This window comes from Flavobacterium orientale (assembly GCF_014638005.1).
Lineage (GTDB): Bacteria > Bacteroidota > Bacteroidia > Flavobacteriales > Flavobacteriaceae > Flavobacterium > Flavobacterium orientale.
Genome location: NZ_BMFG01000002.1, coordinates 225509 through 245996 on the forward strand (window position 1 = coordinate 225509; position 20488 = coordinate 245996).

Genomic DNA, 20488 nt, shown 5'->3' on the forward strand with positions numbered 1-20488 from the left:
TAATTTTGTAAATCGATTAACGTTTAGAGAATTGGAATCTCTTACGAGCTTTCTTCTGTCCAAATTTCTTACGTTCAACCATTCTTGGATCTCTTGTTAGCAATCCTTCTGGTTTCAAGATAGCTCTGTTTTCAGCTTCTACCTCACACATTGCTCTTGCAATAGCCATTCTCACAGCTTCTGCTTGCCCTGTTGAACCACCACCATGTACATTTACTTTTACATCAAAGTTGGTTGCATTTTCTGTCATAGACATTGGTTGCATCACTTTGTACTGTAAAGTAGCTGTAGGGAAGTAGTTTTCAAATTCTCTTTTGTTTACGGTGATTTTTCCTGTTCCTTCTGAAACATAAACACGTGCCACAGCACATTTTCTTCTACCGATTTTGTGAATAACTCCCATTACTTTAGATCGTTTAAGTTAACGGTTTTTGGTTGTTGAGCAGCATGTTTGTGCTCAGTACCAACATTTACATTTAAATTTCGGAATAATTCGGCACCTAATTTGTTTTTAGGTAACATTCCTTTTACAGCTTTTTCTACTAAAGTTGCAGGGTTCTTTTGCTGCAGTACTTTAGCGGTCAAGCTTCTTTGTCCACCTGGGTAACCTGTGTGACGGATGTACGTTTTGTCATCCAACTTGTTACCAGTCAGGTTGATTTTTTCTGCGTTGATAACGATTACGTTATCTCCACAATCAACGTGCGGGGTATAATTTGGTTTGTATTTACCTCTTAATAGCATCGCTACTTTTGAAGCAAAACGACCTAAGTTATGACCCTCAGCATCTACAACAACCCACTGCTTATCTGCGGTAGCTTTGTTGGCTGAAACTGTCTTGTAGCTTAATGTGTTCACAATAATTTATTTTAATTAAACATTCCATCCCCAATAAAGGGGTTGCAAAAGTACAATTAATTATGATAAAACCAAATAGCAATTTGAGAATATTTTTTTTAGTGTTTTTAAACCGTTATTTTTATGTAAAATATGTAGTTTTTAGCCACTTATGAAGGGAATAAAATTGTAAATTATTAAAATAAAAATTGCAATTGTATCTTTTTTTAGCTTGTATATTCTATTTTCTTTCCCGGATGTAGTATTAGTTTATTAAAACACCTCAATTTTCGTAGTTTAATTTTATTATTTTTACAACTTAAATTGTTCGTATGAAACCAAAAGTCACATTAAAGCAAATTGCAAAAGATTTAGGATTGTCTGTTTCAACTGTTTCAAAAGCGTTGAGCAATAGTCATGAAATTGGAGATGCAACCAAAACCCGTGTTCAGGAATATGCTGTGCTTCAAAAATATAAGCCCAATACGATGGCTAAAAATTTGAAGAACCAAAGAACGAATACCATTGCAGTAATCATTCCAAATATTTTGAATCCCTTTTTTGCAAAAGTATTTAGTGGAATTGAAAAAGCCGCGAATGCTAAAGGTTATAATGTTATTACTTATATTTCAAACGAATCCAATAAGAAGGAAAAGCAGGCAATGGATTTGTTGAGTAACGGAACGGTTGACGGATTTATACTCTCAGTAGCCCAAGAAACTCAAACTTTACATGATGTTTCTCATTTTAAAGAAACACTTCGTGAAGGATTACCCATTGTCATGTTTGATAGAATCATGGAAGAGGTTTCTTGTGATAAAGTGATTGTGGATGATTTTGAATCTTCAGTGGAAGCAGTAAATCATTTAATAAAATTAGGCTGTAAAAAAATAGCATTGCTATCATGTATTGACAATTTAAGCGTTGGAAAACACAGAGCTTTGGGTTATGAAAAAGCGTTAGAAAACAATAAAATTAAACCGGATGCTAATTTGATTTTGAAAATAGAAAACCAAGAAGCTTTCGATATTCAATTAAAACAATTGTTGGACATGCGAGAGGTAGATGGCATTTTGGCTGTTGACGAACATTCATCAACTATGGCGATGAAAATTGCGATTCAGAAAGGCATAAAAATACCGGAAGAATTATGCATAATTGGTTTTGCAGACGGTGTTTGGTCACGACGATTAACGCCAAGTTTATCCACCATTAGTCAACACGGACCGGAAATTGGTGAAGAAGCAGCTAAACTTTTGATTGAAAAATTAGAAAGCAAACAAGAATCACCAACATATAAAACTACGGTTGTGAAAACGGAGTTACGACAAAGGGATTCGACAAGGAGGGTTTAGGTTTTATTTGACTGGAATTCGGAAAAGTTGTTCTTTGTATTTTATTCATTTTCTTCTAGAATTTCATTTTTCTTAGATAATTTCTTATTTATAAAATGTGTTAATGAAATTCCACCATAAATTGAAATTAGTAAGCATAATATTAGATTGTCAAAATCAGTTTTTAAAGAGTGTGCGTTTATTTGATTTTGAATTTGATTGATTTTTGAAATGTCTTCGATTTGATTTTTTAATAAAATGTTTAAATCAACTTGTTCGTTGTATTTTTCTCTCGCACTTAATGTTAAATAACATAAAAATATTATTAAAACGAGGTTAATAATCCAGTTTGAAATTATTAGAAATTTTTTATTCAACATAATTAATATTTATAAATATAATTTTTCAAATTTTTACTTTTTGATCTCCATATTCAAAACTGAAACAGACAACTACCTTAATGAGCCTCCAACCAATTCCTTCCCATTCCTAATTCCACATCCAACGGAACATTCAATTTAAAAGCATTTTCCATTTCGTATTTAATCATCGGTTGAATTTTTTCCAATTCAGAATTGTGCACATCAAACACCAACTCATCGTGTACTTGCAATAACATTTTGGACTGCCAGTTTTCGGAAGTTAATTTTTGATGAATATTGATCATTGCAATTTTGATAATATCGGCAGCAGAACCTTGAATTGGAGCGTTCACGGCATTTCGTTCAGCACCGCTTCGCACCATCGCATTCGCGGAATTAATATCTTTTAAATAACGTCGTCTTCCTAAAACGGTTTGTACATAACCATTTTCTCTGGCAAAATCTACTTGGTGTGCCATATAAGCTTTCAATTTCGGATAAGTGGCATAATAGGCATCAATCAACTCGGCACTTTCTTTTCGGGATAAATTGGTTTGGTTGGAAAGTCCGAATGCCGAAACGCCATAAATAATTCCGAAGTTTACCGTTTTGGCATTGCTTCGTTGTTCTTTGGTGACTTCTTCCAGCGGAACATTGAACACTTTGGCGGCAGTACTTTTGTGAATATCTTCGTTGTTTTGAAAGGCTTTAATCATATTTTCTTCGCCTGATAAAGCGGCAATAATGCGAAGTTCTATTTGCGAATAATCGGCAGAAACTAACGTGTAATTTTCATCTCTGGCAATAAATGCTTTTCGGATTAATCGTCCTCTTTCGGTACGAATCGGAATGTTTTGCAAATTTGGATTATTCGAACTTAATCGTCCTGTTGCGGCAACCGTTTGCATATAATCGGTATGCACACGTTGCGTTTTTGAATCTACTTGATTCGGCAACGCATCAATATACGTGCTTTGTAATTTCACCATTTGTCGCCATTCTAAAATGTCTTTTACGATTTGGTGCTCATTCACTAAATAACTCAAAACCTCTTCACCTGTGGCATATTGACCGGTTTTAGTTTTCTTTTGTTTGGCTCCGCCGATTTTTAATTTATCAAATAAAATATCGCCTAATTGTTTTGGAGAAGCTAAATTGAATTTTTCTCCGGCTGTTTCATAGATTTTTTGTTCAAAATTAGTAATGTCTTTTTGCATATCAACCGACATTTTTTTCAGAAAATCAACATCCAATCGAATGCCTTCGGATTCCATTGCGGCTAAAACCGGAATTAACGGAATTTCGATTTCATCAAACAATTTCTTCGTTTCGGCTTTGTCTAAAATCGGACTGAAAACTTCTTTTAATTGAAATGTAATATCAGCATCTTCAGCAGCATATTCTTTGATGTCTTCCAAATTGACATCACGCATTGATTTCTGGTTTTTACCTTTTTTTCCAATTAAGGTTTCGATGGATTTTGGCGAATATTTTAAATACGTTTCCGATAAAACATCCATATTGTGACGCATATCGGGATTAATCAAATAATGAGCAATCATCGTGTCAAATAATTTTCCTTTGACAGCAATGCCATAATTTGCTAAAATTTTCAAATCATATTTTAGGTTTTGACCGATTTTTTCAATGGTTTCATTTTCAAAAAAAGGTCTGAATTTCTCCATTAATTGTTGAGCTTCTTCTTGATTTTCCGGAAATGGAACGTAAAATGCTTTTCCTTTTTCCCACGAAAGTGCCAAACCAACCAATTCTGCATTCAACGCATCAATTCCTGTGGTTTCAGTATCAAAACAAACGGAAGTTTGATTCATCAAATTTTGCATCAATAATTTCATAGGCAAATCGCCTTGAACACTTTGGTAAAAATGTTCGGTCGTTTCTAAGGTAGCATAAAACGAATTTGTTCTCACTTCGTCTGAATCATCATCACTAAAACCAAACAAATCAAATTGATCTTCGTTGGATTTTTTGGAGGATGGTTTCTTTTGAATTTGATTTTTGTCATTGCTATTGACATCTCCATTTCCATTAGTACTAATTTCATCATACTCTTTACCAGTGCCAAACCATTTATCAAACTGAGCTTTCATTTGACGGAATTCTAATTCTTGAAAAATAGCATCCGTTTTTTCAACATCAGGTTTTGACAATTCAAAATCGGCAGCATCAAATGTTACCGGACAATCGAGTAGGATAGTGGCCAGTTTTTTGGACAACAAACCTTGTGCGGCATTATCTTCAATTTTTTGTTTGATGGCTCCTTTTAGTTTGTCGGTATTGGCTAACAGATTTTCAATAGAACCGAATTCTTTTAACAATTTTTTAGCCGTCACATCGCCAACTCCCGGAAACCCCGGAATGTTATCCACTGCATCACCTTTCATTCCTAAAAAATCAATTACTTGTAGCGGATGTTCAATTTCAAATTTTTCCAGCACTTCGGGAATACCCCAAATTTCAATATCGTTACCCATTCGGGCGGGTTTGTACATGAAGATATTTTCGGAAACCAACTGAGCGAAATCCTTATCAGGTGTAACCATAAAAACTTGAAATCCTTCTTTTTCGGCTTGTTTGGCCAATGTTCCAATTAAATCATCGGCTTCAAACCCTGCTTTTTCCATAATCGGAATTTGCATCGCTTTTAATAATTCCTGAATATACGGAACAGCAATTTTAATCGCTTCAGGTGTTTCGTCTCGATTGGCTTTATAGGTTGGAAATAATTCATTTCTAAAAACACTGCCGCCTTTGTCGAAAGCTACTGCTAAATGATCAGGTTTTTCGCGTTTTATCACATCCATAAGAGCATTCATAAATCCCATGATGGCAGAAGTGTCCATTCCTTTGGAATTAATGCGGGGATTTTTGATAAAAGCATAATACCCACGGAAAATTAAAGCGTAAGCATCAAGAAGGAAAAGGCGTTTTTGCGTTGACATAATTCTAAAAATATTGAAGATTTCAAAGATACATTTTTGATTCATAAAAAAGAAAAATGCCAAAACCAATTTCTGATTTCGACATTTTTACTATCACTGAGTTTCAAATAAAATGAAAATCATCAATTGACTTTTATAGAGTTGTCATTACTATTTACAACCGTTAAATTTTTAATAAATACAAATCAATCAACTCTAGAAGTTGTTATTTTGTGTAAAAATTGAAATTGATGATTCGTTTGTTGTTTTTTATTCTATTTGTTTTATTTATTGAAGTTTATGCTTTTCAAGCCTTTAGAACCTTGTCCAAAATAAAATGGGTTCAGTATTCTTATGTGCTTTTGAGTGTACTTATTTTGGCGTTTATCATCTATTCTTTTACGCAGTTTGACCGTCGTGTGGGGCAAAACTCGAGTACACTTCTCACTTTTGGTTTGGTGTTGATTGTTTATATTCCTAAAATTATTTTAACTTTAGTGATGTTTGGGGAAGATTTTTATCGAATAATTTCCGGCACGATTTCTCATTTTTTAGGGAATACAGAGCAGAGTTCTTTTCTTCCCGAAAGAAGAAAATTTGTGAGCCAGATTGCTCTTGGCGTAGCGGCTGTTCCTTTTTTATCACTTTTGTACGGGATGACCAAAGGGAAATACAATTTTAAAGTCATCAAACAAACGCTTTTTTTCAAAGATTTACCCGATAGTTTTGACGGAACAACCATTACCCATATTTCTGATATTCATTCCGGCAGTTTTGATAATCCTGAAAAAATTCAATATGCGGTTGATTTAATTAATGAACAGAATTCTGATATGGTTTTGTTTACCGGAGATATTGTAAACACACACGCCACAGAAATGCATCCTTGGATTGATACGTTTAAAAAAATACATAATCCAAAGTTTGGAAAATATTCTGTTTTAGGAAATCACGATTACGGCGAATACATTGATTGGCCAACGCAAAACGAAAAAGCAGCTAATTTTGAAGCCATCAAAGATTTACATCGTCAAATAGATTTTAAATTGTTGATGAATGAAAACGTAAAATTGAAAAACGGAACCGATGAAATTGCTGTCGTTGGTGTTGAAAATTGGGGAAAAAGTTTTAAAAAAGCCGGCGATTTAGTGAAAGCTTCAACGGGATTACATCAAAAAGATTTCAAAATTTTGATGAGTCACGATCCAAGTCATTGGGAGTATGAAGTTAAAAATAACGAACAAAACTTTCATTTAACCTTATCTGGTCACACACACGGATTACAATTTGGAATAGAAATCCCGGGTTTTATTAAATGGAGTCCGGTGCAATATGTTTACAAACAATGGGCAGGATTGTATGAAAATTTGGGTCGCTATATCTACGTAAATCGTGGTTTTGGCTTTCATGCTTACCCCGGAAGAGTAGGAATTTGGCCTGAAATTACGGTAATCGAACTAAAAAAAGGAGAAAAAGTAGTGTAATTCGTTAAAAATACTACATTTGTATATTATTTATTAAAGAATAGGTTTAATTTCAATATAAAATTTGTCAACTTATGTCAAAATTTGGTGAACTTATTAATGCTCAAGTTCCGGTTCTATTAGACTTCTATACGGAATGGAACGAATCTTCTGTAGCCATGCATCCTGTAATCAGAGATGTTGCGGCAGCTTTGGGTGATAAAGCGAAAGTGATTAAAATAGATGTTGATAAAAATCAAGAATTAGCAGATGCTTTACGAATCAAAGGATTACCAACCTTGATGATTTATAAAGAAGGACAGATGGTTTGGAGACAATCCGGTGAGTTAGATGCTAATACGATCATTGGTTTGGTTCAAGAACAAGTTTAAACTAGCGAATTATATCACATTGGTATCCGTTTTCGGATAGAAATTGTAAAGTTTTTGGAAGCACAAATTCCAAATTCTTAAATGCTTTTATGCTATCGTGAAAAACGATAATGCTACCCGATTCTATGTTTTTAATTACATTTTCAAGACATTTTTCTTTAGAAATTTCTTTTTTGTAATCAGCACTCAGCACATCCCACATTATAATTTGATATCCTAATTTCCGTAAATTTCTGGATTGCGAAGGTTTTATTTTTCCGTAAGGTGGACGAAATAATTTTGAAGTAAGGTTGTTGATAGCAACTTGTTGCAATATCTCTTCACATTTTTCGACTTCTTTTGAATAGGTTTTATTTGATGTATTCCAGCCTTTCACATGATTGTAAGTGTGATTTCCAACAGTATGACCATTTGAGATTATTCTATTAAATATTTCGGGATTTTTTTCAATATTATTTCCAATACAAAAAAAAGTGGCTTTGAATTGGTATGCTTCTAATTGATTTAAAACCCAATCGGTAATTTCCGGAATTGGACCATCGTCAAAAGATAAAAACACTTTTTTTTCAGTAGTAGGAATGCTCCAAACATAGTTTGAAAAAATGCTTTTTATAATTGGGTTTGTTTTTATCCAGAGTAAATCCATATATTTTTAAACAAAAAGAGCCAAATTAATGGCTCTTACTATTATTCGCTTTTGCGTTTAAATCGTTCAAAACGTTTGTTGTAATTGTTAAAATCTATTTTTGATTTTTCATAAAACTCCTCATCTCCGCGATCTTTCATTGTTGTCAATAGAGAGCGATAACGTTCAATGTTGGTTACAATTTCAACAATTAAATCACTTTGTTCTGTTGATTTTAAATTGCTGTAATAGTTCAAATTGTCTTGGTATTTGCCTATTAATTTTGTAAGCAATTGACGGGCTTTTTCTTTTTCGCCAACTTCATAATAACCACCGGCAAAAGGTTCAATCATGGTATAATAACCATAATAATCAATTGGCATTTTTTCAATAGCTAAATTGATGACATCTTTTGCTTTATCAAATTTTTCTTCATGAATCAATTGTTCTGTCAATCGGGCCAGATTAGTTCGGTATGAAATGCTGTTTCTTCGAGTTTCTGTATCGTGATAAATATCAGTACGTTCACCGTTACCCCAATCCCATTTCATTACAATAGCATACATTTTGTCACTATCAATTTGACCCATATCTAACGGACTCGCTGCTTTTTCAACCGGAGTATGAATAGGAACTAATTTGTAAACCAAGCCTTGTAATTGCAAGTAATCCTTCATCCAAATATAATCATCATCACTAAAACTTCCGCCTGTAAAACAAATTGGGCGTTCCCAATTGTTATTATTCACAATGTCCAACATCATCAAACGGTTTTTCAAAAGTGACCTTGATTTGATGGTGATATCGATATAAGGAACAATAGAATCATGGTATTTTTCATGTACCACATTATTGGCAATTACAGCATTTTTATCAACCGGAATTCTTATTTTATTGGTTGGAAAAAAGTTTAATTTTTGACCATTTTGCATTTCAACTTTTGTTCGGTCATCATCCATGGCAATAAAATTCAAGAAATCTTTTAATTCTAAAGCATTTTCTGTTTTTGGAGAATACACGCAGTAATCAAGGTTATCTCCAACATATTGTTTTCTCACAAAAGAAATAGGCAAAGGTTCGGATTCATAAGCTTTGGCTTTCATTTGATCTATGTACCAATCGGTCATTAATAAACTGGTGTTTACAATTCTTACATCGGTTCTGATGCCTTCAATTTCTTGAGCATACCATAGTGGGAAAGTGTCATTATCACCAATGGTAAACAAAATGGCATTGGGATCACAGGATTCTAAATAAGCTTTTGCATTAGCTAATGCGGTATATTTATTGGAACGGTCATGATCATCCCAATTTTGGGAAGCCATTAAACCAGGTGCTGCTAATAAAGTAATAACCAAAACAGCAGGTACTGCAATCTTTGGTTGTAACCATTTTTTCAAATAATCAATTATAGCAAATGCTCCCAAGCCAATCCATATTCCAAAAACATAGAAAGAGCCAACGAGTGCATAATCTCTTTCTCTTGGTTCAAATGGTCTTTCGTTAAGGTAGATTTTCAATGCTAATCCTGTAAATAAGAACAGAACAAACAGGACATAAAACATTTTTAAATCTTTTTTGGCTAAAAAGAGTAAGCCAATGATCCCTAAAATGAATGGTAAAAAGTAATAGGTGTTTCGTCCTTTGTTGTTTTTTACATCTTCGGGTAAATTCTCCTGAGAACCTAATCTAGCTGAATCTATTGGGGTTACGCCACTAATCCAGTTGCCGTCCAAAACATCATATTTTCCTTGAACATCATTTTGTCTACCCACAAAATTCCACATTAAATATCGCCAATACATGTAGCCAAATTGGTATTCAAACATGAAACTTAGGTTGTCCCAAGTACTTGGTTTGTCAACAATTAAATAACTTCCATATGATTGTAAAAAGGTGTTGTAATCTTCAATATCAAGTTTGCCCATTGCAAAAGCTTGTTTGAATTCTAATACAATACTTACCAGTTCTTCTTCGTGACTATATTCAGGGTCAATTTTAAAATCCGGTATGCTTGTAAAGTTGATATAATTTTCAACATGCTCAGTGCTCCACATTCTTGGTAAAATGGCATTGTGTCTGGAGTCACTGTTTTGAACCGCATTTTTGTAGTTATTGGTTATGATATATTTCTTTAATTCATAATCTCTTTCATAGTTTGGAGCATTATCCAAAAATGGATTGTCAGGATCTAAACCGGCATAATCACTAGTATATTGAGGACCGTAAAATAAAGGGTTATGTCCGTATTGTTCTCTATTATAATAAGCCAAAACTTCTCTGGCATCTGAAGGTCTGTTTTCGTTAATTACAACATTGGCATTAGCTCTAACGGGAAGCATCATCCAAGTTGAAAAGCCAATAAATATGAACAAAATACAAAGTAACAAAGTGTTAAATTGTGGTTTGTTTTTCATTCTTGAATAACGTAATCCAAAATAGAAAAACACAATTAATAAAATGGTTGTAAAAATTGTTCCTGAATCAAAAGGCATTCCTAAAGAATTAACCATGAACACTTCAGTTTTGCCAAAGAGTGCCATTGTCCAAGGGAGTAAAAGTTTGAAAATGAATAACAAAACAGCAACAACAACTATGTTGGCAATGATAAAACTCTTTACTGTAATAGTTTTAAAATTTTTAAAATAATACAACAATCCAATTGCCGGAATCGTTAGTAAGGCCATGAAGTGCACTCCAAAAGAAAGTCCAATTACTAAACATATAATTAAAAGCCATTTGTTACCTCTTGGTTTGTGCATGTCTTCTTCCCAACGTAACCCAAGCCAAAATAATAAAGCAATTAAAAAAGTTGCCATAGCATAAACTTCGGCTTCTACAGCATTGTACCAAAAACTATCCGAAAAAGTGAATGCCAAAGCTCCAACAAATGAACTACCTAAAACGGCATAATCATTCCAAACAGTAGCTTCAGTAAATCTAGCTGTTATTTTTCTTAAAATAATTGTAGATGACCAAAACAAAAATAGAATTGTAAATGCACTCGAAAATACAGACATCATATTCACCATCAAGGCTACTTTTGAAGCTTCAGTTGCAAACATGGCAAAAAAGGCACCCATCATTTGAAACAAAGGAGCTCCGGGCGGATGTCCTACTTGTAATTTTGCAGAAGTAGCAATGTATTCGCCACAGTCCCAAAAACTTACTGTTGGTTCTACAGTTAAACTAAAAACAACCAACGCAATTGCAAAAGTGACCCATCCAATGATGGTATTCCATTTAGAAAAATTAAAAGTAGTCATGAATTTGATTTGAATTTTTGAATCACATCCACAAAGAAACTATTTTTTTGTTTAATCAGCCTCGCATTAACAAAAATTTCTATTCTAAATGAATTTCTTTGTGTTTGATAAGCTTGTTTTTTAAGCAATTAAAAATAAAAAAATAAATTTCATCTAAAATACTTGTAAAAATTAAAATATGTTTTAAATTTGCACTCGCAATTAACAAATGCTGGTCCATGGTGTAATGGTAACACTACGGTTTTTGGTACCGTCATTCAAGGTTCGAGTCCTTGTGGACCAACAAAAAACTCCTTCTGAAAAGAGGGAGTTTTTTTTATTGTCTTTATTTTAATAAATAGAGGTAATGGTTGTAATAATCAATGATTGCTTTACCTTTTAATAGAATGTCTGCTCCAATAATTCCGTGAACGGTTTTGGCTTTGTATTGTTTTAGAGCTGTGTTTACATGACTCATGTCAAAGACAATCAGAGTGATGTCTGATGAATTCCATCTGCCAAGTTTTAAATTGTTTTTCTCTGCAATTTGTGTTTCCATACCGATAGCTCCGGCACCGGCAGCAGTGTTTTTTGAAGCTTTTGCAGAAAGGTTAAAATAAAAAGTGTTTTCAAATCCAACGCAACTGTTGGAAGCACCCGTATCTAAGATAAAGTTTCCCTTTACTCCGTTGATAGATGCTTTTATTAATAGATGTTGTGTTTTTGAAACTTTAAAAGGAATTTTTTTATACCCCTTTTCTTTTAAAATATCGTGAAGGTTTTTCATTAGCAGTTTTTCAATTTTCAAAAATAAGTTATTCGTTTCATTTAAGACAACAACTCTTCAACTTTGTATATTTGTAGCTTTAAAAATACTATGCAACTTACAGACACACATACTCATTTATATTCTGACGAGTTTGATTCCGATAGAAATGTAATGATTCAAAGAGCTTTAGAAGCTAATGTTACCCGTTTTTTTATTCCGGCAATTGATTCCAATCACACAGAGGCAATGTATGAATTAGAAAAAAATTATCCCGAGAATGTTTTTTTAATGGCAGGTTTACATCCATGTTATGTTAAAGAAGATTATGAATCGGAGCTAGCCCATGTTGAAATGCAATTGCAACAAAGAAAGTTTGTGGCTGTTGGCGAAATTGGAATTGATTTATATTGGGATAAAACTACTTTACCAATTCAAAAAATTGCTTTCAAACGCCAAATTCAATTTGCAAAAAAACACCAATTACCTATTGTCATTCATTGTAGAGAATCGTTTGATGAAATTTTTGAGGTTTTGGAATCGGAAAAAAGCAAAGATTTATTTGGAATTTTTCATTGTTTTACCGGCACTTTTGAACAAGCACATCAAGCCATAAATTACAATATGAAATTAGGGATTGGTGGTGTTGTTACATTCAAAAACGGTAAAATTGATACTTTTTTAAATCAAATTCCAATAGAACACCTTGTTTTAGAAACCGATTCGCCTTATTTGGCTCCGGTTCCTTTTAGAGGAAAACGAAATGAAAGTAGCTATATAGATGGTATTGCTGAGAAAGTAGCTTTATTGTATGGGATTTCAAAAGAGGAAGTAGCTCGAATAACTACAGAAAATTCAAGGCAGATTTTTGGGATTTAAAATCATTTTAACCTAAAAGTCACAAAATTTTTGTTCATTTGTCACTGATAAATTATATTTAATGTCAAAATTTGATTCCATTCGTCCTTACTATGACAGTGAGGTTAATGAAGGTATAAATTCCATACTACATCACCCAATGATGAAGGCAATGATGAATTTTACCTACCCCGATTTAGACGAATCTGATTGGAAAGAACAATTGAAAAAGACCCATTCCATCAGAGATTTTCAAATTAACTTTATCTATGAATCAGTACAAAAAGTGCTGGAAAGAAGTTCTGATGGATTGACCACTTCGGGGTTTGATCAACTAGATAAAAACACTTCTTATTTATTTATTTCTAATCATAGAGATATTATTTTAGATACTTCGTTGTTAAATGTTTCGCTGTATGATCATCAATTGATTATGACAGCTTCTGCTATTGGTGATAATTTGGTAAAAAAGGATTTTTTGTTGAAATTATCAAAACTTAACAGAAACTTTTTAGTACAACGAAACTTACCACCACGTGAGTTATTGCATTCGTCAAAATTAATGTCAGAATATATAGGTCAGTTATTGTTGCGAGAAAACAGATCAGTTTGGATTGCACAACGTGAGGGAAGAACAAAAGACGGAAATGATGCCACCCATCAAGGAGTAATAAAAATGCTTGCCATGGGGTCTGATGAAAATTTAGTGATGGATTATTTTAAGAAGATTAAAATAGTTCCGGTTTCAATTTCATATGAGTATGACCCAACTGATGCTTTGAAAATGCCACAATTAATTGCAGAAGCAAATAATGAAATCTACATTAAGGAAAAAAATGAAGATTTTATCACTTTATTGAGTGGGATAATGGGTCAAAAAAAACGAATTCACATTCATGTGGCAGGAGTTTTAGATCAGGAAATAGACCAAATTAAATCAAGTATTGATAATTCTAACAAGCAAATTCAAGCTTTAGCTCAAACTATTGATGATGCGATATTGTCCACCTATAAACTTTGGCCAACTAATTTTATAGCTTATGATTTATTGCACAATACTAATCGATTTTCAACACATTATACAGAAAATGAAAAAATGCTGTTTGAAAGAAGATTAGAAATGAAAATTGATGCAGCTAACCCAATGGCTACTGAAAGTTTCTTGTCAATGTATGCAAATCCTGTGGTTAATAAAATGAAATACGAAAATGCCTTATAAAGCAAAAATACTTTTAGTGTATACCGGTGGAACAATTGGTATGATTAAAGATTTTGAAACCGGAGCTCTGAAAGCATTCAATTTCAAAAAATTATTACAACGCATTCCCGAGTTAAAACAATTGGATTGTGAAATTGAAACCTATTCATTCGAAAAACCAATAGATTCATCCAATATGAATCCGGAAAGATGGGTGGAAATTGTAGAAATTATTGAAAACAGTTATGAACAATTTGACGGTTTTGTAGTTTTACATGGTTCTGATACGATGTCTTACAGTGCTTCTGCTGTGAGTTTTATGTTAGAAAATCTTTCTAAACCGGTGGTATTTACCGGTTCTCAATTGCCAATTGGGGATTTGAGAACAGATGCTAAAGAAAATTTAATTACAGCTATTCAAATCGCTTCTTTACGTCAAAAGAACAAGGCGGTTTTTCAAGAAGTATGTTTGTATTTTGAATATAAATTGTACAGAGGCAACAGAACGACCAAAGTAAATGCCGAACATTTTAAAGCGTTTTCATCGCCCAATTTTCCTCCGTTAGCAGAATCAGGAGTTCATTTGAAGGTGAATAATGAACTGGTTCCAACACAAAATAATGCACTAAAATTGCAAGTACACAAAAATTTAGATTGTAATGTTGTAATCATAAAGTTGTTTCCCGGAATTAATCATGCGGTTTTTTCAACATTGTTGGAAGTTCCAAATTTAAAAGGAATTATACTCGAAACCTATGGAGCCGGAAATGCATCAACAGAAGATTGGTTTGTAGCCGATTTGAAAAGTGCAATAAAAAAAGGAATTTACGTTATTAATGTAACGCAATGTTCGGGCGGAAGTGTGAATATGGGGCAATATGAAACCAGCAGTTTGTTAAAAAAAATAGGAGTTATTTCGGGGAAAGACATAACAACAGAGGCAGCAATTTGCAAATTAATGTATTTATTAGGACAGAATGTTTCACCTAAAGTGTTCAAAACCATTTTCGAAACACCTTTAAGAGGAGAATTGTCATAAAAATAACGAATTAAATTTTTACAAGTGATAATTTTTTTGTTATTTGGCACCTTGTAAATGCATACTTTAAATGTATGGGGAGAGGTGTCCGAGTGGTCGAAGGAGCACGCCTGGAAAGTGTGTATACTCCAAAAGGGTATCAAGGGTTCGAATCCCTTTCTCTCCGCAGTTTAAAAAATATGTTTTTATATAAGAATTTTTATTAATACCTTTAACCTGATTAACTAATTAAAATTAAGAACAAAAAAAATGAAAAGACTATTTTCTATTTTAGCTATCTCTGGTTTGTTTTTGTTTGGAACCATTCAAGCTCAAGAATCAGATTCAATTCAAACTTCAGAACCTGCTGCTGTTGAGGCGGTTGTAGAAGAAACTCCACAAGTTGATGCTCTTGCAGATGATGCAGTTGAATCTTCAGAAAGGTCATTTACTCAAGAATTAAAACTACGTTTTATTGAGGGTGGTCCTGGATTCATGGGAATTGTATTGTTGTGTTTGATTCTTGGATTAGCCATTGCTATCGAAAGAATTATTTATTTAAATTTATCAACTACCAATTCAAAAAAATTAATCAAAGATGTTGAGGATGCTCTTAAATCAGGTGGTGTTAATGCTGCAAAAGAAGTTTGTAGAAACACAACCGGACCTGTAGCATCTATTTTCTATCAAGGTTTAGATCGTATTGATCATGGTGTAGAATCTGCCGAAAAAGCTGTTGTAGCTTATGGAGGTGTACAAATGGGTCAATTAGAGAAAAACGTATCTTGGATTTCTTTGTTTATCGCTCTTGCTCCGATGTTAGGATTCATGGGAACTGTAATTGGTATGATTCAGGCATTTGATAAAATTCAAGCTGCAGGAAACATGGATGCTTCACTTGTTGCAGGTGGTATTAAAGTAGCGTTATTAACAACTGTATTTGGTCTTATTGTTGCAATTATTCTTCAAGTATTCTACAACTATATCATTGCAAAAATCGATTCTATCGTAAATGATATGGAAGATGCATCAATCAGTTTGGTTGATATATTAGTAGATTACAAAAACAAATAATAACAAATAATAAGTAACTTATGAATTTTAAAAAATTAACCCGATTAGCGGCTATTGTAATAAGTTTACTTGCAGTAGTTTTTTGGGCAACCATTGCGTTTTCTTCCGAAATTGATGGAGGAATGATAACTCCGATGATATATGTAGCTTTTTTAGTGCTTATTATCGCAATAGTTTTAGCTTTAGGATATACATTCAAAAACTTAGCATCTAAAAAAGGAGATTTAAAGAAAACATTTATTAGTGTAGGAGCTTTTCTTGGTATTTTCTTAGTATCTTTCCTATTGGCCGATTCAACACCGGTAAAAGTCGAATCAGGAGAAGTTTCTTCAACTACTTCTAGATTGGTAAGTACAGGATTAAATGCCTTTTATATATTAGCCTTAGTGGCAATAGGTTTGATGTTTTTTACAGGGTATAACCGTCTAAAGAAATAATTATGGCAAAGAGAAGTGCACCGGAGGTTAATGCCGGGTCAATGGCGGATATCGCTTTCTTACTTTTGATTTTTTTCTTGGTTACTACAACCATTGAAACAGATCAAGGTATTAATAGAAAGCTACCCCCTATTGAAGATGTGACTGACCCACCGGAAATTAAAATGAAAAATATTTTCACTGTATTGGTTAATAAAAATGACCAATTACTGGTAGAAGATAACGTTATGGAATTGAGTGAGCTTAGAGAAGCTGCCATTGCATTCTTGGATAATGGAGGAGATGGAAGTTGTACTTATTGTAAAGGTGAAAAAGATCCCGCTTCATCAGATAATCCGGATAAAGCAATTATATCATTGCAAAATGATGCAGAAACTTCATATAAAGCCTATATTTCTGTTCAAAATGAATTGGTTGCAGCCTACTATTTCTTGAGAGACAGAGAATGTAAAGCAAAATATGGAAAAACTTTTAGAGAGTTAGAGGCCATGTTTGAAGATCCAAAGACAACAGAGGGCGTGAGATTAAGAATTGAGCCTTTGATTAAGGATATTCAAACGATGTTCCCTCAAAAGTTATCTGAAGCCGAACCAAAAAAATAATTAATAGTAAATTTTAGAAGTATGTCTAAATTTAAAAAGAAAAAAGGATCACAAACTCCAGAAATATCTACCGCTTCATTGCCGGATATTGTATTCATGTTGTTGTTCTTTTTCATGGTGGCTACAGTCATGCGTGATAATGATTTATTATTACAAAATGCTTTACCAAAAGCAGATCAGGTAACTAAGTTGGAAAAGAAAGATCGTGTAATGTTCATTTATGCCGGTAAACCACATGAGCGTTATCAGTCTCGATTTGGTTCCGGGGACAAGATACAGTTGAATGATAGACTTTCTGAAGTAAGTGATATTCGTAACTTTGTTTTGGCCGAAAGAGCTTCAAGAAATCCAGAATTAGAAAAAGTTTTAACTACTGCTCTTAAAGTAGATAAAGACACCAAGATGGGAATTATTGGAGATGTAAAGCAAGAATTGCGTAAAATTGAACAATATAAAGTGAACTACACCACTCAAAAAGGAAGTGTATTAGAATAGTTTGAACTTTAATAAATTGAATAAAGGTAATCCGTTTTTGGGTTACCTTTTTTTGTATTTTTATACTTTAAAATCTCCCTATGCGATATTTTTTATATTTTTTATTTCTATTTCAAACGCAATTCGTAGTAAGTCAGTTGGATACTTTACAAACTGTAAAAATTGATTCGTTATATCGAGAAGATCATTTTTATCTTGGTGTAACTTATAATGCTGTTCAAAATAAACCAAATGGATTTGCTCAAAATTCATTTTCTCCCGGATTTAGTTTTGGTTATTTGAGAGATATTCCGTTAAATAAAAATAGAACCTTTGCAATTGCTCCCGGATTGGGCTTTGCTTATTTGGGGTATAAGGCAAATTTAGTGGCTCAAGAAGTTTCAGAAGGATATAATTATTCTCTTGAAGGTTCCTTTAAGTCCAATTTATTTTCTCAATATTTTATAGAAGCTCCAATTGAAATTAGGTGGCGAAATTCCACCCCGGAAAGTCATCGCTTTTTTAGAATTTATACAGGTTTTAAAGTCGGTTATTTGCTTTATGATACATCAAAATTTGATGTTGATGGGCAAACAGAACGAATTACAAATAACAAAGACTTGAACCAATTTGCCTATGGAGCCTATATGGCTATTGGATATAATACGATAAACCTTTATGTGTATTACGGCTTAAATCCAATCTTTAAATCGACTGCAAAGCTAAATGACAGAACAATTGACGTGAGGACTTTGAATATAGGTTTGCAGTTTTATATTTTATAACCAAAAGTACCATAATAGTAGTTGAGGGAAGGTACCTGCCAAAAAACCTAAAACTAATTCGGAAGAGTTATGGGCATTCATTACTAATCGGGAACTGCCAACAAAACCAATCATTAGTATAAAAAAAGTTATAGTATAGAGCAAATCAACTTCAAATGCCAAGCTAATTCCAATAATAAAACACGTCAAAGCACTAATTCCGATAAGGTGAATGCTTATTTTTTTATCAAAATAAAGAAAGATTAATGCAATTAACGAGCTTATAATTCCACCTAAAAAGAAAAAAAATAATTCCGGAACTTTATCATAGGTAATGCTTTTTAGAATTAAAACCAGAAGCAATCCTGCGTTTAAAAGTAGTGGTGTTTTCCTTTGCGATTTTTTTTCGACCATAAACGAATCTATTTTTCCTGTAGAAAGTAGTAAGAAAAAAATAGACAATGGTAGCAGCAAAGTCAGTAAAATAACTTGTATGGAATAAATAAAAATCTCTTGCCAAACAAAAAAGTTGTATGTGATACTAAAATAAAAAAGTGTAGCAAAAAATGCCGTGAATAACGGATGAAATAAATAGGAAAATATAGGAAGAATTTTTTTCAAAAAACGTCATTTATATTTTTTTACGCATTCTTGCCACAGGAATATCCAGTTGTTCTCTGTATTTTGCGATAGTTCTTCTCGCAATTGGATATCCTTTTTCTTTAAGTAAATCAGCCAATTGATCATCCGGAAGTGGTTTCTTTTTGTCTTCTTCTTCGATTATGTTTTGCAATATTTTTTTAATTTCCAAAGTAGAAACATCTTCGCCTTGATCATTTTTCATGGCTTCTGAGAAAAATTCTTTGATTAGTTTTGTGCCATAAGGTGTTTCAACATATTTACTGTTTGCTACACGAGAAACGGTTGAGATATCCAAACCAATTAAATCTGCAATATCTTTCAGAATCATTGGTTTTAACTTTGTTTCATCGCCTTCTAAGAAATATTCTTGCTGATAATGCATGATGGCGTTCATTGTGACATAAAGCGTTTCCTGACGCTGTCTGATGGCGTCAATAAACCATTTTGCTGAATCTAATTTTTGTTTAATAAACTGAACCGCTTCTTTTTGAGCATTCGATTTTTCTTGTGTTACTTTATAACCTTGCAACATTTCCTGATAATCTTTTGAAACATGAAGTTCGGGTGCATTTCTTCCATTTAACAAAAGTTCTAGCTCGCCTTCACTGATTCTGATAGTAAAATCGGGTACTACATGTTCAATAATTTTGTTGTTTCCGGTAAAAGCTCCTCCCGGTTTTGGATTTAACTTTTCAATTTCTTCAATGGTTTTTTTTAATAATTCTTTAGAAATCCCATATTTTTGAAGTAGTTTATCGTAGTGTTTTTTGGTAAATGCTTCAAATTGATTTTCTATCATATCAATCGCCAAATTGATAGATTCTGTGGGCGTTTTGTGTTTGAGTTGTAACAATAGACATTCTTGTAAATCTCTTGCTCCAACACCGGCAGGTTCTAATTCATGAATGATGTGAAGCACACGTTCAACGTTGGCTTCATCAGTATAAATTCCTTGTGTGAATGCTAAATCGTCCACTATATCCTGAATCGTTCTTCGGATATAACCCATGTCATCAATACTTCCCACCAAAAACTCGGCAATATCTTTATCGTCATCAGACAAGATAAAGGTATTGAGTTGATTTATTAAATCCTGATGAAACGTAACCGGAGCAGCAAAAGGCATTTCTCGATCATCGTCATCATCACTATAGTTGTTAGATTGTAATTTGTATTCTGGTGTTTCGTCGTTGCTTAAGTATTCATCAATATTGATATCTTCGGCATCGATTCGGTCAAACTCGTCTTCTTCATAATCGTCAAACTCATCTTTTTCGTAGTCGTCTTCTAAATCACCTTCTTCTTTTCCGCCTTCTAAAGCCGGATTTTCATTCATTTCTTCCTTGAGACGCTGTTCAAATGCCTGCGTTGGCAATTGAATTAACTTCATCAACTGGATTTGTTGAGGAGATAATTTTTGAGATAATTTGAATTGTAGATTTTGTTTTAACATTT

General features: G+C 33.1%; 20 protein-coding genes and 2 tRNA genes. 13 read left to right on the forward strand and 9 right to left on the reverse strand.

Features of this window, described 5'->3' with window-relative positions:
- Positions 1–16: 16 nt before the first annotated feature.
- Both rpsI and rplM read right to left on the reverse strand, forming a co-directional pair.
- Positions 17–403, reverse strand: a complete 387-nt coding sequence (gene rpsI, locus IEV15_RS03520; RefSeq protein ID WP_188361125.1) for a 30S ribosomal protein S9 — start codon at positions 401–403, stop codon at positions 17–19.
- On the reverse strand, positions 403–858 hold the full coding sequence (rplM, locus tag IEV15_RS03525) for a 50S ribosomal protein L13 (RefSeq protein ID WP_188361126.1): 456 nt from the start codon (positions 856–858) through the stop codon (positions 403–405). Before rplM ends, rpsI begins: the two co-directional genes overlap by 1 nt.
- A 311-nt stretch (positions 859–1169) precedes the next feature.
- Between rplM and IEV15_RS03530 the strand changes: the two genes are divergently transcribed.
- Positions 1170–2192, forward strand: coding sequence for a LacI family DNA-binding transcriptional regulator (locus tag IEV15_RS03530; protein ID WP_188361127.1), 1023 nt, complete (start codon positions 1170–1172; stop codon positions 2190–2192).
- A 41-nt stretch (positions 2193–2233) separates the two neighbouring features.
- Here IEV15_RS03530 and IEV15_RS03535 read toward each other — a convergent pair whose 3' ends face one another.
- Both IEV15_RS03535 and polA read right to left on the reverse strand, forming a co-directional pair.
- Complete coding sequence (locus tag IEV15_RS03535) at positions 2234–2551, reverse strand: hypothetical protein (RefSeq protein ID WP_188361128.1); 318 nt, start codon at positions 2549–2551, stop codon at positions 2234–2236.
- Positions 2552–2628: 77 nt separating this feature from the next.
- Entirely contained in the window at positions 2629–5496 is a 2868-nt protein-coding gene (polA, locus tag IEV15_RS03540) for a DNA polymerase I (protein ID WP_188361129.1), read from the reverse strand.
- Positions 5497–5726: 230 nt separating this feature from the next.
- On the opposite strand from polA, the gene IEV15_RS03545 reads away from it, so the two are divergent.
- Entirely contained in the window at positions 5727–6959 is a 1233-nt protein-coding gene (locus IEV15_RS03545; protein ID WP_188361345.1) for a metallophosphoesterase, read from the forward strand.
- Positions 6960–7033: 74 nt separating this feature from the next.
- Positions 7034–7330, forward strand: a complete 297-nt coding sequence (locus IEV15_RS03550) for a thioredoxin family protein (RefSeq protein ID WP_188361130.1) — start codon at positions 7034–7036, stop codon at positions 7328–7330.
- A 1-nt stretch (position 7331) separates the two neighbouring features.
- Here IEV15_RS03550 and IEV15_RS03555 read toward each other — a convergent pair whose 3' ends face one another.
- Both IEV15_RS03555 and IEV15_RS03560 read right to left on the reverse strand, forming a co-directional pair.
- Positions 7332–7976, reverse strand: coding sequence for a polysaccharide deacetylase family protein (locus IEV15_RS03555; protein ID WP_188361131.1), 645 nt, complete (start codon positions 7974–7976; stop codon positions 7332–7334).
- 41 nt (positions 7977–8017) lie between these two features.
- On the reverse strand, positions 8018–11221 hold the full coding sequence (locus IEV15_RS03560) for a protein O-mannosyl-transferase family (RefSeq protein WP_188361132.1): 3204 nt from the start codon (positions 11219–11221) through the stop codon (positions 8018–8020).
- A 212-nt stretch (positions 11222–11433) separates the two neighbouring features.
- On the opposite strand from IEV15_RS03560, the gene IEV15_RS03565 reads away from it, so the two are divergent.
- A tRNA-Gln gene (locus tag IEV15_RS03565) sits at positions 11434–11504 on the forward strand.
- A gap of 42 nt (positions 11505–11546) precedes the next feature.
- Here IEV15_RS03565 and IEV15_RS03570 read toward each other — a convergent pair.
- Positions 11547–11987, reverse strand: coding sequence for a retropepsin-like aspartic protease (locus IEV15_RS03570; RefSeq protein WP_188361133.1), 441 nt, complete (start codon positions 11985–11987; stop codon positions 11547–11549).
- Between the two features lie 90 nt (positions 11988–12077).
- Here IEV15_RS03570 and IEV15_RS03575 point away from each other — a divergent pair, with 90 nt between their 5' ends.
- The 9 genes from IEV15_RS03575 (at position 12078) to IEV15_RS03615 (ending at position 18412) form a co-directional block, all read left to right on the forward strand.
- Positions 12078–12845 carry a TatD family hydrolase gene (locus IEV15_RS03575; protein ID WP_188361134.1) on the forward strand — a complete coding sequence of 256 codons (768 nt, stop codon included), beginning with the start codon at positions 12078–12080 and terminating at the stop codon, positions 12843–12845.
- A gap of 61 nt (positions 12846–12906) precedes the next feature.
- On the forward strand, positions 12907–14043 hold the full coding sequence (locus tag IEV15_RS03580; RefSeq protein WP_188361135.1) for a 1-acyl-sn-glycerol-3-phosphate acyltransferase: 1137 nt from the start codon (positions 12907–12909) through the stop codon (positions 14041–14043).
- The gene (locus IEV15_RS03585) at positions 14033–15061 is read left to right on the forward strand and encodes an asparaginase (protein WP_188361136.1); all 1029 of its coding nucleotides are present in this window, start codon (positions 14033–14035) and stop codon (positions 15059–15061) included. Before IEV15_RS03580 ends, IEV15_RS03585 begins: the two co-directional genes overlap by 11 nt.
- Before the next feature lie 78 nt (positions 15062–15139).
- Positions 15140–15227: transfer RNA gene (locus IEV15_RS03590), tRNA-Ser, on the forward strand.
- An 83-nt stretch (positions 15228–15310) separates the two neighbouring features.
- A complete protein-coding gene (locus IEV15_RS03595) occupies positions 15311–16114 on the forward strand; it encodes a MotA/TolQ/ExbB proton channel family protein (protein ID WP_188361137.1) in 804 nt (267 codons plus the stop codon).
- A 20-nt stretch (positions 16115–16134) separates the two neighbouring features.
- Entirely contained in the window at positions 16135–16551 is a 417-nt protein-coding gene (locus IEV15_RS03600; RefSeq protein ID WP_188361138.1) for a hypothetical protein, read from the forward strand.
- 2 nt (positions 16552–16553) lie between these two features.
- On the forward strand, positions 16554–17153 hold the full coding sequence (locus tag IEV15_RS03605) for an ExbD/TolR family protein (protein WP_188361139.1): 600 nt from the start codon (positions 16554–16556) through the stop codon (positions 17151–17153).
- Positions 17154–17174: 21 nt separating this feature from the next.
- A complete protein-coding gene (locus IEV15_RS03610; RefSeq protein WP_188361140.1) occupies positions 17175–17648 on the forward strand; it encodes an ExbD/TolR family protein in 474 nt (157 codons plus the stop codon).
- Between the two features lie 80 nt (positions 17649–17728).
- A complete protein-coding gene (locus IEV15_RS03615) occupies positions 17729–18412 on the forward strand; it encodes a porin family protein (RefSeq protein WP_188361141.1) in 684 nt (227 codons plus the stop codon).
- On the opposite strand, the gene IEV15_RS03620 is transcribed toward IEV15_RS03615, so the two are convergent.
- Both IEV15_RS03620 and rpoN read right to left on the reverse strand, forming a co-directional pair.
- Complete coding sequence (locus IEV15_RS03620; protein WP_188361142.1) at positions 18407–19012, reverse strand: hypothetical protein; 606 nt, start codon at positions 19010–19012, stop codon at positions 18407–18409. The genes IEV15_RS03615 and IEV15_RS03620 overlap by 6 nt on opposite strands.
- A gap of 10 nt (positions 19013–19022) precedes the next feature.
- A complete protein-coding gene (gene rpoN, locus IEV15_RS03625; protein ID WP_188361143.1) occupies positions 19023–20486 on the reverse strand; it encodes an RNA polymerase factor sigma-54 in 1464 nt (487 codons plus the stop codon).
- Positions 20487–20488 lie beyond the last annotated feature (2 nt).